The following is a 14,657-nucleotide window of genomic DNA, read 5'->3' as shown; positions in this document are numbered from 1 at the left end:
CATCGCCGGAGCCGGAGGATTAAGCTTTGCGCCCCTCGACGGAGATTTGCATGACCGACAAGAACGACGACCTCGACCTGAGCCCGGCCGAGGCCGCCCTGCGCGAGGCGGCGCGGGACTACCACCGCTTCCCGACGCGCGGCAAGATCGCCGTCACGCCGACCAAGCCGCTCGCCAACCAGCGCGACCTGTCGCTGGCCTATTCGCCGGGCGTCGCCTATCCCTGCCTGGACATCGAGCGCGACCCGTCGCTGGCCGCCGATTTCACCTCGCGCGGCAACCTGGTCGGCGTCATCACCAACGGCACCGCCGTGCTGGGCCTGGGCGACATCGGTCCGCTGGCCGCCAAGCCGGTGATGGAAGGCAAGGGCTGCCTGTTCAAGAAATTCGCCGGCATCGACGTCTTCGACATCGAGCTGGCCGAGCGCGATCCCGACAAGCTGGTCGAGATCATCGCGGCGATGGAGCCCACGCTGGGCGGTGTCAACCTCGAGGACATCAAGGCGCCCGAGTGCTTCTACATCGAGAAGCAGCTCAGCGCCCGCATGAACATTCCCGTCTTCCACGACGACCAGCACGGCACCGCCATCATCTCGAGCGCGGCGCTGCTGAACGGCCTGGAGCTCGTGGGCAAGGACATCGGCTCGGTGAAGGTGGCCGTGTCCGGCGCCGGCGCGGCGGCCATCGCCTGCCTGGACGTGATGGTCGGCCTGGGCGTGAAGCGCGAGAACGTCTTCGCCGTCGACTCCAAGGGCGTGATCCAGAGCGAGCGCGCCGACGCCGGCAAGCTCGACGAGTCCAAGCGCCGTTACTGCCAGATCACCTCGGCGCGCACGCTGGCCGACGTGGTCAAGGACGCGGACGTGTTCCTGGGCTGCTCGGCCGCCGGCGTGCTGACCGCCGAGATGGTCAAGACCATGGCCCGCCAGCCCATCATCCTGGCGCTGGCCAATCCGGAGCCGGAAATCCGTCCCGAGCTCGCGAAGGAAGCGCGTCCCGACTGCATCGTGGCGACGGGGCGCTCTGACTATCCGAACCAGGTCAACAACGTCCTGTGCTTCCCCTACATCTTCCGCGGCGCGCTGGACTGCGGCGCGACCAAGATCACCGAGGCGATGAAGCTCGCCTGCGTGCGCGAGATCGCCGAGCTGGCCAAGGCCGAGACGCCGCCGGAAGTGGCAGCCGCCTACGCGGGGCAGGACCTGGCCTTCGGTCCCGACTACATCATCCCCAAGCCCTTCGACAGCCGCCTGATCCTGCGCATCGCGCCGGCCGTGGCCAAGGCCGCCGAGGAGTCCGGTGTCGCCACGCGTCCGATCCAGGACATGGCGGCCTACCGCGAGCAGCTGTCGCGTTTCGTCTACCAGACCGGCATGTTCATGCGCCCGGTCTTCGCCGAGGCGAAGGCCCATCCGGCCCGCGTCATCTACGCGGAAGGCGAGGATGAGCGCGTGCTGCGCGCGGTGCAGGTGGCGCTCGACGAGGGCCTGGCCAAGCCGACGCTGATCGGCCGCCCCGACGTCATCGCGATGCGCCTGAAGCGCGCCGGCCTGCGCATCAAGCTGGGCGAGGACGCCCTCGTCATCGACCCCGAGAACGACCACCGCTTCCGCCAGTACTGGGAGGCGTACCATCAGGTCATGGGTCGCAACGGCTTCACGCCGGAGATGTCCAAGTCGGCCGTGCGGCGCTCCAACACGACGATCGGCGCGCTCGCGATCCAGCTCGGCGACGCCGACGCGATGATCTGCGGCACGGTCGGACGTTTCGACTCGCATCTGGAACACATCCAGAACCTGATCGGCCTGAAGCCGGAGGTGTCCAACTTCGCGACGATGAACGCGCTGATGCTGGAGCAGCGCACGCTCTTCATCGCCGACACCTTCGTCAATGAAGACCCGACCGCCGAACAGCTCGCCGACATCGCCTGGCAGGCCGCCGAGGAACTGCAGCGCTTCGGCCTGCCGCCGAAGGTGGCCTTCCTGTCGCACTCGATGTTCGGCAGCAGCAAGCGCGCGTCGGCGGTGAAGATGCGCCGCGCCCGTGACCTGTTCGCTGCCGCGTATCCGAACATCGAATGCGACGGCGAGATGCATGGCGACGCGGCGCTGTCCGAGGACGTCCGCAACAACTTCCTGCCGGAGTCGACCCTGTCCGGTGCCGCCAACCTGCTGGTGTTGCCGACGCTGGACGCCGCGAACATTCTTTTCAATGTGCTGAAGGTCGTTGGCGGTCAGGGCGTCACCGTGGGCCCGATCCTGCTGGGCGCCAAGCGCCCCGTGCACATCCTGACCCCGTCAGCCACCGTGCGCCGCATCGTCAACATGACAGCACTCGCCGTCGCGGACGTGAAAGCCGCCAAGGCCTGAGCAAGATCAACCCGACCGGGGTCCCCGTCGCGCCATCTCCCTCCTTCGCTTGCCTGCCGGCAAGCGAATTCCCTCCTTGAGTTGCGCGAAGGGGACCCCGGTCGGGTCGATCAGAGAGCGCGAGGTTTGCGACGTTGGAAACTGGGTCGTAACTCGTGGAAACTCGTCCGATGTCGTTTTGGCGGCTCATAATCGGTCGCTGTAACTAAATTTCAGACAGAGACAAGACATGTCCCGTGCCACCAAGATCGTCGCCACCCTCGGTCCCGCCTCGTCGTCCCCCGAGGTGCTGGAAAAAATGATCCAGGCCGGCGTCGACGTGGTGCGGCTGAACTTCTCGCACGGCAAGGCGCAGGACCACATCGATCGCGCCCGCATGGTGCGCGAGGTGGCCGCCCGCGCCGGCCGTCAGGTCGCCATCATGGCCGACCTCCAAGGCCCGAAGATCCGCGTCGGCAAGTTCGAGAACGGCAAGATCGAACTGGTGAACGGCACGCCCTTCGTGCTGGACGCGGACCGCACCGAGCCGGGCAACGAGATGGTCGTGGGCCTGGACTACAAGGAACTGCCGCGCGACGTGAAGCCCGGCGATACGCTGCTGCTCAATGACGGCCTGCTGGTGCTGACCGTCGAGGCGGTGCGCGGCTCGCAGGTGCACACCATCGTGAAGCAGGGCGGCGAGCTGTCCAACAACAAGGGCATCAACAAGCAGGGCGGCGGTCTGACCGCGCCCGCGCTGACCGGCAAGGACATGGAGGACATCAAGACCGCAATGTCCTTCCAGTGCGAGTACCTGGCGGTGAGCTTCCCGAAGAACGCCACCGACATGGAGATGGCCCGCCAACTGGCCAACGTGGCCGGCGAGCCCTATCGCCACAAGCCGGGAATGATCGCCAAGATCGAGCGTTATGAGGCGATCCCGCACCTGGAGGCAATCCTGAAGGCCTCCGACGGCATCATGGTCGCCCGCGGCGACCTGGCCGTGGAAGTGGGCAACGCCGCCGTGCCCGCGCTGCAGAAGCGCATGATCAAGATGGCGCTGGAGCTCGACAAGGTCTGCATCACCGCCACGCAGATGATGGAGTCGATGATCGTGAACCCGGTGCCGACCCGCGCCGAGGTCTCCGACGTCGCCAACGCCGTGCTCGACGGCACCGACGCCGTGATGCTGAGCGCCGAGACCGCCGCCGGCCGTTTCCCGATCGAGACCATCCAGCAGATGGCCGCGATCGCGCTGGAAGCGGAAAACGCCGAGTTCGTGACGCTGGACACCGACTTCGCCAATCGCCAGTTCGGCCGCATCGACCAGTCGATCGCGATGGGCGCGCTGTTCACCGCGCATCACCTGGGCTGCAAGGCGATCGTGGCGCTGACGGAGTCCGGCTCCACCGCGCTGTGGATGAGCCGCCACCGCATCCACGTGCCGATCTTTGCGCTGACCTCGCAGGTGCTGACGCAGCGCAAGCTGGCGCTGTACCGCAACGTCACGCCGCTGCTGATGCCCAACTTCAACGACCGCGACGAGGCGCTGAAGGCGGCCGAGGATCTGCTGATCGAGCGCGGCGTGCTGATGCCGGGCGACACCTACGCGATCACCTGCGGCGAGCCGATGGGCTACCCGGGCGGCACCAACATGCTGAAGGTCTGCCGCGTCGGCTGACGGGTCGACCCCGCCGACCTCAGCCGTTGCGCGCCGCCTGCACCAAGGCGGCGATGCGCGGCGTCATGTTCAGGGGCACCAGCTCCACTTCCTGGTGCGCCCTCGCGAACACGCGGAACAGCTCATCCGCGAACGCGTGCCCGACGTCGGTGACACCGTCGAAGTCGACCTCCGCCCGCTTGAACTGCGGCAGCCGGGCCGCGACGCGACGCGCCTGCGCGCGCGAGTCCAGCATCTGCCCCGCGACCACCACCAGGTTGAGCATCACTCGCGTCTGGTCGAAGGCGATGCCGGTGCCGTCGACGCTCCACTGTTCGAGCACCTGCTCCAGCGTGCGCTTGCTCTCCAGCGACATCGCCATGTAGATCGAGCTGCCCTGGCGCGGCAGGCCCTTGCCGTCCTTCCAGGCGTTGCCCTCCCAGGCGCGGCGCTGGAACGCCTTGCCGTTGGCGTGGATGTCGAAGACGTCCGCCAGCTGCGAGCTGAAGAACAGCCCGCGCCCGGTGTGTGCCTGCGGCTGCGTCGTCAGCCGGCCCTTGCTGAGCTCCAGCATCGCGTGGCGCGCGTCGGTCAGTTCGTAGGTGTCGCGGATCTTGTCGAACACGCCGCAGCCGTCGTCCGACACCAGCAGCTGCGCGTGGGTGGGCGTCTGGCGCAGCGACACGGTGACGCTGGTGCCGCCGCTGTGGTCGATGGCGTTGTTCACCAGCTCGGTGAAGCCGTGCTGGATCATCCGCGCGACGTGGCGCGGCAGCGAGAAGTGGGGCGCGTAGTCACGCTGCCAGACGACGTCCTCCATCAGCCCGTGCAGCGTGTAGCTGCGCGCCACCTGGCGCAGCGCGCCCGGGCCGAAGACCGGCCGCCGGGCGGTGCCGGAGCGCGTCAGCCATTGCGCGTCGACGAGCCGGCGCAGGGCGTTCAGCGTGGCGCGGTGGCTGGCGCCGGTGCGTTCCTCGACGAAGGCGGGCAGGTCGAGCGAATGCTCGTTGGCGGCGGCGGTGATCCAGAGCGAGAGCTGATCGATCGCGAGACGGGTCATGAAATTCCTGGAAGCGGCGGTCGCGCGGGCGGTCCTCGCCGCCGGCGGCGGGACAAGGCACGGCACTTGCTCCGACGGGCGGGGACGCCCCGGCGACAGCCTACCGTCCGTATCTGCCGCCGCACAAGCGCACAGACCCCTGTTCGCCCGCGGCGCACTGGTATGGCACCAGTTCGGGGGGAGGCCGCTGTTCGTTACAGAGGCCGTCATGGGGGCTGGCTAGAATCCCGATCAGTTACGGCGCGGTTACGGCGAGGTCGACGACGAAGTTCGGCGGCCGCCGGCGGCCACAGGATTTTTCACTATCTCGGAGAACTCTCATGGCACTCGTCTCGATGCGCCAACTGCTGGATCACGCAGCCGAACAGGGCTACGGCATTCCTGCGTTCAACGTCAACAACCTGGAGCAGGTGCAGGCCGTGATGGCCGCCGCCGACGAGGTCGGCGCGCCCGTGATCCTGCAGGCCAGCGCCGGCGCCCGGAAGTACGCGGGCGAGGCCTTCATCAAGCACCTGATCCAGGCCGCGGTCGAGGCCTATCCTCACGTCCCGCTGGTGATGCACCAGGACCACGGCACCAGTCCCAAGGTCTGCGAAGGCGCGATCAACCTCGGCTTCGGCTCGGTGATGATGGACGGCTCGCTGATGGACGACGGCAAGACGCCGTCCAGCTTCGACTACAACGTGGACGTGACCCGTCGCGTGGTGCAGATGGCGCACAAGGTCGGCGTCACCGTCGAGGGTGAACTGGGCTGCCTGGGCAACCTGGAAACCGGCGACGCGGGCGAGGAAGACGGCATCGGCGCCGACGTCAAGCTGGACCACAGCCAGATGCTGACCGATCCGGAAGAGGCGGCGACCTTCGTCAAGGCCACGCAGCTGGACGCGCTGGCCATCGCCATCGGCACCAGCCACGGCGCCTACAAGTTCTCGCGCAAGCCCACGGGCGACATCCTGGCGATCTCGCGGGTCAAGGAGATCCACAAGCGCATCCCCAACACCCATCTGGTGATGCACGGCTCGTCGAGCGTGCCGCAGGAACTGCTGGCGATCATCAACCAGTACGGCGGCAAGATGAAGGAAACCTTCGGCGTGCCCGTCGAGGAGATCCAGGAAGCGATCAAGCACGGCGTGCGCAAGATCAACATCGACACCGACATCCGCCTGGCGATGACCGGCGCGGTGCGCAAGTTCCTGTTCGAGAACCCGGACAAGTTCGACGCCCGCGAATGGCTGAAGCCGGCCCGCGAAGCCGCCAAGCTGGTGTGCAAGGCGCGTTACCTGGAATTCGGCTGCGAAGGCCAGGCTCCGAAGATCAAGCCGCGCAGCCTGGTCGACGTGGCTGCCGCCTATGAGCGCGGCGAACTGGCGCAAGTCGTCCAGTAAGCTCCGGACGCGACAGAACGCCTCCGAACGGACCGGCCTCGCGCCGGTCTTTTCATTTCGGCACGCCTCACCTCCGCACTCGTCTTTGGGAATCCGCTCATGGCACATGCGTTCACCTACGGCACGCTGATGTGGCCGGACATCATGGCCCGCGTCTGCGGCGGCGACGCCGAGCCGTCCGCGCCGCCGGTCGCGGCGACCCTGGCCGACCACGCGCGCCATCCGGTGCGCGGTCACGACTATCCCGGGATGATCCCGGCGACCGGCCATCAGGTCGTCGGCCGGCTCTACCTCGACGTGCCCGAGTCCGCGTGGGAACGCCTGGACCGCTTCGAGGGCGAGGACTACGAGCGCCACGAGGTGCTGGTGACGCTGGCCGACGGCAGCTGGCAGCGGGCCTGGACCTATCTCTTCAAGCCGCAGGCCGCGGCGCGGCTCGATGACGGGGAGTGGGACGAGGCGCGCTTCGAGCGCGAGGGCAAGGCGCGCTTTGTGTCGCGCTACGTCGGCTTCACGTCGCTCTAACTCGTTCGGGCGCATTCCGGAGCGTCCTGGAGCGTCCTGAAGCGGATGGACGGGGCGCCGGGGACGGCGGGGTTTCCTGTGCCGCCTCTAGAATCCCGGCTTTGCCGTTCCGTCCGACCGCACACCCATGACCGCCCTGCACACCTCGTCGATCACCTCCCTTCCCCTCATCGCACGCGGCAAGGTGCGGGAGAACTATGCGGTCGGCGACGACCGCATCCTGATGATCGCGTCGGACCGCATCTCGGCCTTCGACGTCATCATGAGCGAGCCCATCCCGGGCAAGGGCGCGCTGCTGACGAAGATGGCGCTGTTCTGGTTCGACAAGCTGGACGGCATCGTCCCCAACCACCTGACCGGCGACGATCCGCTGTCGGTGGTGACGGAGGCGGAAAAGGCCCAGGTCCGCGACCGCGCGATGCTGGTCAAGCGCCTGAAGCCGCTGCCGATCGAGGCGGTGGTGCGCGGTTACCTGGCCGGCAGCGGCTGGTCCGAATACAAGGCCAGCGGCAAGGTCTGCGGAGTCGAGCTGCCGGCCGGCCTGCAGAACGCCAGCAAGCTGCCCCAGCCGATCTTCACGCCCGCGACCAAGGCGGAGATGGGCGACCACGACGAGAACATCGATTTCGAGCGCTGCGCCGAGATCATCGGCCGCGAGCTGGCCGAGCGCGTGCGCGACATCGCGATCCAGCTCTACCAGCGCGCAGCGGACATCGCGCTGACCAAGGGCATCATCATCGCGGACACCAAGTTCGAGTTCGGCCTGGATGCCGACGGCACGCTGACGCTGATGGACGAGGTGCTCACGCCCGACTCCTCGCGCTACTGGCCGGCGGAGAGCTACGCGGTCGGCAGCAACCCGCCGAGCTACGACAAGCAGTTCCTGCGCGACTGGCTGGAGCAGGCGACGGTGGACGGCCAGCCCTGGGGCAAGGTCGCGCCGCCGCCGGCGCTGCCCGAGGACGTGATCGTCAACACGTCCGCGAAGTACCAGGAAGCGCTGGACCGGCTGACCCGCTGAGGCCCGGCATGCAAGACGCCTCAGCCCCGCCTTCCTCCGCTGCTGCCGGCCCGGCCGCTTCGGCCGCTTCAGCCGGTTCAGCCGCCGCGGGGCCCGTGGTCATCAAGTCCCGGCTGCTCAAGCAGCTGGACAAGGACATCGCCGCCGCGACCTCGCCGATGGCCTCCGCCGCGGCGCGGGCCAAGCGCGCGATGCTGCTGGCGCGTCACGGCGCGGTGGGCGAGGCGCGCGAGGCGCTGACCGCGCTGCATCAGCTCTCCTTCCAGCATCCGCATCCGGAGATCGGGGCCTGGCTGCACATGGCCGAAGGCCTGATGAGCTATTACAACGGCTTCGTCGCACAGCAGGCCTGGGACCGCATCCAGCGCGCGCATGCGATCGCGGGCACCTCGCCCGCGTTGATCGAGGTGCGGGTGCTCGCATCGGCCTGGCTGTCGCAGCTGGCCTTCATCCGCCACGACCCGGTGGCGCTGGTCGACTACGCCCGGCGCTGCCTCGGCGAAGCGCTGCCCGAGCACAACGTCGCGCAGGCCCGCCTGGCGATCACGATGGGCCTGGCCTGGCACTACGCCGGCGACCTGGCGTCCGCGCAGCGCTGGTACATCCGCGCGCGCCGCCATGCGTCGGTGGAGGGCGACGATGCGTCGCTGTCGGCGCTGATGTTCAACATGGCCGGCATGCGCGCCTCGCAGCTGCGGCGCGAGAGCCTGTCGAGCCAGACATGGCGCGGGTCCGAACTGATGCTCTCCGTGGACTCGGTGCATCACTTCGACGAGGCCGTCGGCGCGCAGATGATGACGGAACTGACGCCGGTGCTGCGCGCGCAGGTGCTGACGATGCAGGGCGGCTTCGACGAAGCCAGACGCCTGTACGAGGAACATCTGCCGCAGGCCATGTCGCTGGGCCTGGAACGGCTGGGCAGCAGCCTCCTGTCCGATCTCGCGTGGTGCCGGGCCAACCTCGGCCAGCACGAGCACGCGCTGCATCAGGCGCGCGAGGCGGAGATCGAACTCGATCCCGAGTGCGAGCTCGACGACCGCGCCATCACGCACAGCCGGCTCGCGCAGACCTTCCGGATGCTCGGCGAAACGGCCGACGCGGATCGCCACCAGGCGCTGGCCGACGAGGCCTGGCTGCAATTCGCCGAACAGCAGCAGCAATGGCGCGACCTGCTCGCAGGCTGCGCGCTCGAAGCCTGAGCGCTCAGTCCCGCGTCGCGAAACGCTTCGCGACGAAGCGCCAGATCATCGCCGTCGCGTCCGGCCCGGTCGGATCGCTGAACGGCTCCTTCGCGGTTCCGCCGCTCCACGCATGCCCGAGGCCGTCGATCTCGACGAGCGTCGCGGCGACGGAGCTCCCGCGCTTGAACTCCACGACCGTCATCGGCAGCCGCTTGCCGCGCTGCAGCCGGCGATCGTGCACCGTGGCGGCGCCCGCGGCGAGCGCCCACTGGCGGACCGCCTCGAAGGCATTGGACGCTGCGACGACGCGGTCCTTGTTGCCCTGGATCACGAGCAGCGGCGGCCATGCCGTGCCGCCATCGACGACGGCGGCGCCGGCGTTGCCGCGCATGGCACGCAGCGCCGTCGTCGCGGAACTCGCCAGGCCCGGCGGCACGCCCGAATGCATGGCGACGGCCTGGAAGCGTTCCGGATGCAGCGTCGCCAGCAGCGCCGCCATGCCTGCCCCGGCGGAGAGCCCCACGACGGCCACGCGCCTGCGATCGGCGCCGTGGAGCAGGCAGACTTGATCGATGGCGGCGAGGATCAATGCGGCCTCGCCCTGCGCGCGGCCGGACTCGGTCTCGAACCAGTTCCAGCAGCGCTGCGGATTCGCAAGCCGGCTCTGCTCGGGATAGAGCACCAGGAAACGCTCGCGCGCCGCGAGGCGGTTCATCCGCGTGCTGCGAGCGAAGCCGGCCGGATCCTGTCCGCAGCCGTGCAGCATGACGATCAGCGGCGGGCGATCACTCGCGCTCAACCCGGCAGGCCGGAAGAGCCGGAAACGCCGCATGCCCCCGCGCGCGGTCGCCAGCCCGGACAGCCAGTCGCCGAGGCCGGGCGACGGATGCGGCGGCGTCTTCTGCAGGGCGGGCATGGCTTCCTTGGCGGCGTCGCGGGCGACCTGGGTCGCCGCGCGCATGACCTGACCCGTGACGGCGCGCAGGCCCTTGTTCCAGGCCTTGCGCAGGGCGGCGGAGGAGGAGCGTTTGGGCATGGCGGAGATCGGTGGATCCGACCCATTCTGAGGCCAGACCGTGTCGTCACACGAGTTCCTACCCTTTGACACAACGATACGGGGCTTTAACGCCGCCTGGACTCCGGGACTGTTGGAATGACACGCACACGGATTGCCGGATCTCGCGCCATGACCGTTGTTCCCACGACTTCCCTGCGCTGGTCGCTCGACGACCTCGACCTCTCCCGCATCGAGCCGGAGCGCGTGCGCGAGCACGATGCGCTCTTCCTGCTGGTCTGCAGCGCCTCGTTCATCGAGAGCGGCAGCGACATGTACACGCGCAACCTCATCGACCACTTCGCCGACGATGCCGAGGTCGGCGCGTGGCTGCGCGACCACTGGGAGCCGGAGGAACTGCAGCACGGCGCCGCGCTCAAGGCCTATGTGCGACACGTGTGGCCGGGCTTCGACTGGGAGACGGCGTATGCCGGATTCTTCGACGAGTACGCGCGGCTGTGCACGATGGACGAGCTCGAACCGACGCGCGGCCAGGAGATGGTGGCGCGCTGCATCGTCGAGATGGGCACGACCACCTATTACCAGGCGCTGCATCAGGCGTGCGACGAGCCGGTGCTGCGCGACCTGTTCTGGCGCATCCGCTGCGACGAGGTCCAGCACTACAAGAACTTCTTCGCCTTCTTCCGCAAGTACCGTGAGATCGAAGGGCTGCATCGGGGCCAGGTGCTGGCCGCGCTCGTGCGCCGCGCCTTGGAGCTGCGCAAGGAGGATGCGTCGATTGCGCTGAGGCATGCGGTGAACGGACGTCTGCGCACCGGTGCCGCCGACGGCGGCCCCGCGCCCATTGCCAATGCGGAGCAGCTGACGAAGGACGCCATCCAGCTCGTCAGCAAGAACCTGCCGATGGGATTGGCCGTGCGCATGACGCTGAAGCCGCTGCTGCTGCGGCCGGGCGTGCAGCGTGTCGTCGAGCGCCCGCTTGCGGCCATTGGCCGCCGTGTTCTGCTGACCTGATCGCAGGCCCAGGCCCGCGACCCACGTCGCTCACTGGGGCCGGAATGGGGCTTGGGGTTCCCGGAGGGAGGCCCCATGCCCCGTGGAGAGCCCGCGCTTGGCGATCGCAGTCAACGTCGCAGATGCTCCACCGCCAGATCGATGAACGCCCGCACCTTGCGCGACGCGCGTGGCCCTTGATGCTGCAGCGCCTGCACCGGCACGGGCGGCGGCGCGTGTTTCGCGAGCACTTCCACCAGTTCTCCCGATGCGAGCTGTGTCTCGACCATGTACGACAGCACCCGCGTGATCCCGAGGCCTTGGGCTGCGGCGGCGATCGCGTGGTCGTTGCTGTTGGTGGCGAGCCGCGCGCGCACCGGCACGGCGATCGTCGCGGCCTCAAGCCCTGACCCCTCGCGGAACTTCCACTCCGCCCCGAATTCCACGCCCAGCGCCGCGATCAGCGTGTGTTTCTCCAGATCCTTCGGCTGCTTCGGTGTCCCGTTCCGCTGGAGGTACTTGGGCGACGCGACCGCCACGCGCCTGACCGTGGCCAGCGGCGTCGCGTGGAAGGATGCATCGGGCAGATCCCCGATGCGGACGGCGACGTCGACGTCCTCGTTGAGCAGGTTGACGTTGCGATCCAGGAAGCGGCATTCGACCTCGGTCTCCGGATAGCGCTCGAGGTAGGCCAGCACGACCTGGTTGAGCTGCAGCCGCCCGTACATCACCGGCGCGCTGACGACCAGCTTCCCGCGCACCGCGCCGTGCGAGCCGCTCGCCGCCTGCTCGATGTCCTGCAGCTCGCCGAGCACCCGCCGGCAGTCCTGCGCATAGCGCTCGCCGACCTCGGTGACCTTGACCACGCGGGTGGTGCGCACCAGCAGCCGCACGTTCATCGCGGCCTCGAGCTCGCTCACCGCGCGCGTCACGACCGGCGCCGACACGCCCAGCCGCCGCGCCGCCGCGGAGAACCCGCCCTCCTGGACGACGGCCACGAAGATGGCCATGGCATCGAGCTTGTCCATATCTTTCCTGATTCCGGAAGAGTCATTTTCCCGGCGCGCCGATTCTCTCCGCGGTCCATGAAGGCCACCATGCGTTCACCTTCCAACCACCGGAGAACTTCCATGAGCCGCATCCACGTCGTCGAGCCGTCCACCGCCACGCCCGAGCAGAAGGTCCTGCTGGACGCGATCCAAGGCCAGCTCGGCATGGTCCCCAACTTCCTGAAGGTCTTCGCCAATTCGACCACGGCGCTGCAGGCCTTCCTCGGCCTGTACGGCGTCGCCAACGGCGGCAGCCTCGATCCGCTGGACCGCGAGCGCATCGCGCTGGCGCTGGCCCAGCAGAACGGCTGCCAGTACTGCGTGTCGGCGCACACGGCGATCGGTCGCAAGACGGGGTTGTCCGCCGAGGAGATCGCCGCCGCCCGCGCCGGCACCAGCGACGACGACACCTCGGCCGCGATCCTGAAGTTCGCGCAGAGCCTGATGGCCAAGCGCGGCGAGGTCTCGGCGCTGGAGTTGACCGAGCTTCGCGCCGCCGGCGTCGACGAGGCGCAGATCGTCGAGATCATCACCCACGTCGGCATGAACTTCCTGACCAACATCCTGGGCAAGGCCAGCCTGGTCGAGATCGACTTCCCGAACGTGAAGCTCGAACTTCCGGCGACCGCCTGATCCGGGCCTGTTGCCTCGATCGTCAGCCGCCGCGACGGCCGCCTCCGACGCCGTCGCCATCGCCACCCTCATCGCCATCGGGAGCTCATCATGGGACGCGCCTATTCCGACATCACATTCACGCCGACGGTCCGCGAGGTCCAGTCGGAGAAGGGAAGTCGCGAGCAGTACGCCTTCCTCGACACGATGAGCGCCCGGGGCGATGCGCTGACGCCGCGCGAGGCGCAGTTCCTGGCCGAGGCCGATCACTTCTTCCAGGCCACCGTCAGCGAGACGGGCTGGCCCTACGTGCAGCACCGCGGCGGTCCGAAGGGCTTCCTCAAGGTGCTGGACGAGAGGACCCTCGGCTTCGCGGACTTCCGCGGCAACGTCCAGTATCTGAGCGTCGGCAACCTGCGCCGGGACGACCGGATCTCGATGATCGTCGTCGACTACCCGAACCGTCGCCGGCTGAAGCTGCTCGGTCGCGTGGAACTGGTCGAGGCGGGCGAGAGCGCGCAGGGCGACGCGGCGATCGCCGCGGTGAGCGACCCGGCCTACGGCGCAACGGTCGAGCGCGCGTTCCTGATCCGCATCGAGGGCTGGGACTGGAACTGTCCGCAGCACATCACCCCGCGCTTCACCGAGGCCGAGGTCGGGTCGCTGATGGCGCCGCTGCGCGCGCAGGTGCAGAAGCTGAAGGCGCAGTTGAACGAGGCGAAGGCGAGCCTCGCCGCGAGCGCCGCGCCGCGCGAGCCGCTCGTGCTCGGCGACGGCCCGCTCGCGCTGACGATCAGCGGCGTGCGGCAGCTCACGCCGACCGTGCGCGCCTATGAGTTGCGCGCCGCCGACGGCGCGCCGCTGCCGGCCGTGGTCGCGGGCGCCCACTTGGACGTCCCCGTGCGGCTGGCCGACGGCTTGGCGTCGACGCGCAGCTACTCGATCGCGTCGAGTCCGCATCGCACCGATGCCTACGAGATCGCCGTGCTGAACGACCCGCAAGGCAAGGGCGGTTCGGCGGCGGTGCATCAGGACTTCGCCCTCGGCGTGCGTCTGAACTGCGGGCTGCCGGGCAACGCCTTCGCCTTGGCGGAGGCGCCCCACAAGGCCGTCCTGATCGCCGGCGGCATCGGCATCACGCCGATCAAGGCGATGGCGCATGCGCTCGCCGCGCGGGGCGAGAACTTCCAGTTGCACTACGCGGTCCGGTCCCGCGCGCAGGCGCCGTTCCTCGGCGAGTTGACGGCCGCCTTCGGCGACCGCGTGACGCTGCATGCGAAGGACGCGGCGGATCGTCTCGACGTCGCGGCGCTGGTGCGCGCGCTGGGTGAGTCCGATCATGTCTACGTGTGCGGACCGGCACGGCTCAACGAGGCGGTCTCGATCGCCGCCGCCGCAGCGGGCGTGCCGTCCGCGCGCGTGCATGCCGAGAAGTTCGGCGCCGAGACCGCCCGGTCGGGCGACCGCGCGTTCGTCGTCCACCTGGTGCGCAGCGGGAAGGACATCGTCGTCCCCGCCGGCCGCAGCCTCCTGGAGGCGGCGGAGGCCCAGGGCGTGCGCGTGCCGGCCTCCTGCCGCATCGGCAACTGCGGCACCTGCGCGACGCGCGTCATCGCCGGCACGCCCGAACATCGCGACGAGGTGCTGACCGACGCGCAGAAGACGGACCAGGGTCTGATGTGCGTCTGCGTGTCGCGGACGGCGGGCGAGGCGCTGACGCTGGACCTCTGAGCGTCCGCCGCCCGCAGATCGCACACCGCGTCGGTTCCGCGCCGCCTTTGGAGGGAGCTTCCAACAACTCCCGATTG

At 68.8% G+C, this 14,657-nt stretch carries 12 protein-coding genes; 9 read left to right on the top strand and 3 right to left on the bottom strand.

Annotation, left to right across the window (positions count from 1 at the left end; all coding sequences use genetic code 11):
• Nucleotides 1-50 precede the first annotated feature (50 nt).
• Together PV762_RS11500 and pyk are read left to right on the top strand one after the other, a co-directional pair.
• A complete protein-coding gene (locus PV762_RS11500; RefSeq protein ID WP_421035164.1) occupies nt 51-2,369 on the top strand; it encodes an NADP-dependent malic enzyme in 2,319 nt (772 codons plus the stop codon).
• A gap of 229 nt (nt 2,370-2,598) precedes the next feature.
• A complete protein-coding gene (gene pyk, locus PV762_RS11495) occupies nt 2,599-4,029 on the top strand; it encodes a pyruvate kinase (protein WP_421035163.1) in 1,431 nt (476 codons plus the stop codon).
• Nucleotides 4,030-4,048: 19 nt separating this feature from the next.
• Here pyk and PV762_RS11490 read toward each other — a convergent pair whose 3' ends face one another.
• Nucleotides 4,049-5,068, bottom strand: coding sequence for an STAS-like domain-containing protein (locus PV762_RS11490; RefSeq protein WP_088404655.1), 1,020 nt, complete (start codon nt 5,066-5,068; stop codon nt 4,049-4,051).
• A gap of 320 nt (nt 5,069-5,388) precedes the next feature.
• Here PV762_RS11490 and fba point away from each other — a divergent pair, with 320 nt between their 5' ends.
• The 4 genes from fba to PV762_RS11470 all read left to right on the top strand — a co-directional run bounded on the left by fba (nt 5,389) and on the right by PV762_RS11470 (nt 9,198).
• A complete protein-coding gene (fba, locus tag PV762_RS11485) occupies nt 5,389-6,453 on the top strand; it encodes a class II fructose-bisphosphate aldolase (protein ID WP_421035162.1) in 1,065 nt (354 codons plus the stop codon).
• A gap of 99 nt (nt 6,454-6,552) precedes the next feature.
• Entirely contained in the window at nt 6,553-6,978 is a 426-nt protein-coding gene (locus PV762_RS11480; protein WP_421035161.1) for a gamma-glutamylcyclotransferase family protein, read from the top strand.
• Between the two features lie 127 nt (nt 6,979-7,105).
• Entirely contained in the window at nt 7,106-7,999 is an 894-nt protein-coding gene (locus tag PV762_RS11475; RefSeq protein WP_421035160.1) for a phosphoribosylaminoimidazolesuccinocarboxamide synthase, read from the top strand.
• Between the two features lie 95 nt (nt 8,000-8,094).
• Nucleotides 8,095-9,198 (top strand): hypothetical protein, encoded by a 1,104-nt coding sequence (locus tag PV762_RS11470; RefSeq protein WP_421035159.1) that lies wholly within the window; start codon nt 8,095-8,097, stop codon nt 9,196-9,198.
• 4 nt (nt 9,199-9,202) lie between these two features.
• Here the strand turns inward: PV762_RS11470 and PV762_RS11465 are convergent, their stop codons facing one another.
• Nucleotides 9,203-10,216 carry an alpha/beta hydrolase family esterase gene (locus PV762_RS11465; protein ID WP_421035158.1) on the bottom strand — a complete coding sequence of 338 codons (1,014 nt, stop codon included), beginning with the start codon at nt 10,214-10,216 and terminating at the stop codon, nt 9,203-9,205.
• A 150-nt stretch (nt 10,217-10,366) separates the two neighbouring features.
• Between PV762_RS11465 and PV762_RS11460 the strand changes: the two genes are divergently transcribed.
• Nucleotides 10,367-11,209, top strand: coding sequence for a ferritin-like domain-containing protein (locus PV762_RS11460; RefSeq protein WP_421035157.1), 843 nt, complete (start codon nt 10,367-10,369; stop codon nt 11,207-11,209).
• Between the two features lie 110 nt (nt 11,210-11,319).
• On the opposite strand, the gene PV762_RS11455 is transcribed toward PV762_RS11460, so the two are convergent.
• On the bottom strand, nt 11,320-12,216 hold the full coding sequence (locus tag PV762_RS11455; protein WP_421035156.1) for a LysR family transcriptional regulator: 897 nt from the start codon (nt 12,214-12,216) through the stop codon (nt 11,320-11,322).
• Nucleotides 12,217-12,318: 102 nt separating this feature from the next.
• On the opposite strand from PV762_RS11455, the gene PV762_RS11450 reads away from it, so the two are divergent.
• The gene (locus PV762_RS11450; protein WP_421035155.1) at nt 12,319-12,870 is read left to right on the top strand and encodes a carboxymuconolactone decarboxylase family protein; all 552 of its coding nucleotides are present in this window, start codon (nt 12,319-12,321) and stop codon (nt 12,868-12,870) included.
• Nucleotides 12,871-12,960: 90 nt separating this feature from the next.
• Complete coding sequence (locus PV762_RS11445) at nt 12,961-14,580, top strand: 2Fe-2S iron-sulfur cluster-binding protein (protein ID WP_421035154.1); 1,620 nt, start codon at nt 12,961-12,963, stop codon at nt 14,578-14,580.
• The last annotated feature ends 77 nt before the right edge of the window (nt 14,581-14,657 follow it).

It is taken from the genome of Mitsuaria sp. CC2, assembly GCF_048957715.1.
In the GTDB taxonomy this organism is placed as follows: Bacteria; Pseudomonadota; Gammaproteobacteria; order Burkholderiales; family Burkholderiaceae_C; genus Roseateles.
Note: the sequence above shows the minus strand (reverse complement) of the source record. Positions and strands in the feature narration are given on the sequence as shown.

Excerpts from the sequence above, each read along its gene's own strand:
- PV762_RS11500 (WP_421035164.1), top strand. The coding sequence starts at position 51 with ATGACCGACAAGAACGACGACCTCGACCTGAGCCCGGCCGAGGCCGCC.
- pyk (WP_421035163.1), top strand. The coding sequence starts at position 2,599 with ATGTCCCGTGCCACCAAGATCGTCGCCACCCTCGGTCCCGCCTCGTCG.
- PV762_RS11490 (WP_088404655.1), bottom strand. The coding sequence starts at position 5,068 with ATGACCCGTCTCGCGATCGATCAGCTCTCGCTCTGGATCACCGCCGCC.
- fba (WP_421035162.1), top strand. The coding sequence starts at position 5,389 with ATGGCACTCGTCTCGATGCGCCAACTGCTGGATCACGCAGCCGAACAG.
- PV762_RS11480 (WP_421035161.1), top strand. The coding sequence starts at position 6,553 with ATGGCACATGCGTTCACCTACGGCACGCTGATGTGGCCGGACATCATG.
- PV762_RS11475 (WP_421035160.1), top strand. The coding sequence starts at position 7,106 with ATGACCGCCCTGCACACCTCGTCGATCACCTCCCTTCCCCTCATCGCA.
- PV762_RS11465 (WP_421035158.1), bottom strand. The coding sequence starts at position 10,216 with ATGCCCAAACGCTCCTCCTCCGCCGCCCTGCGCAAGGCCTGGAACAAG.
- PV762_RS11460 (WP_421035157.1), top strand. The coding sequence starts at position 10,367 with ATGACCGTTGTTCCCACGACTTCCCTGCGCTGGTCGCTCGACGACCTC.
- PV762_RS11455 (WP_421035156.1), bottom strand. The coding sequence starts at position 12,216 with ATGGACAAGCTCGATGCCATGGCCATCTTCGTGGCCGTCGTCCAGGAG.
- PV762_RS11450 (WP_421035155.1), top strand. The coding sequence starts at position 12,319 with ATGAGCCGCATCCACGTCGTCGAGCCGTCCACCGCCACGCCCGAGCAG.
- PV762_RS11445 (WP_421035154.1), top strand. The coding sequence starts at position 12,961 with ATGGGACGCGCCTATTCCGACATCACATTCACGCCGACGGTCCGCGAG.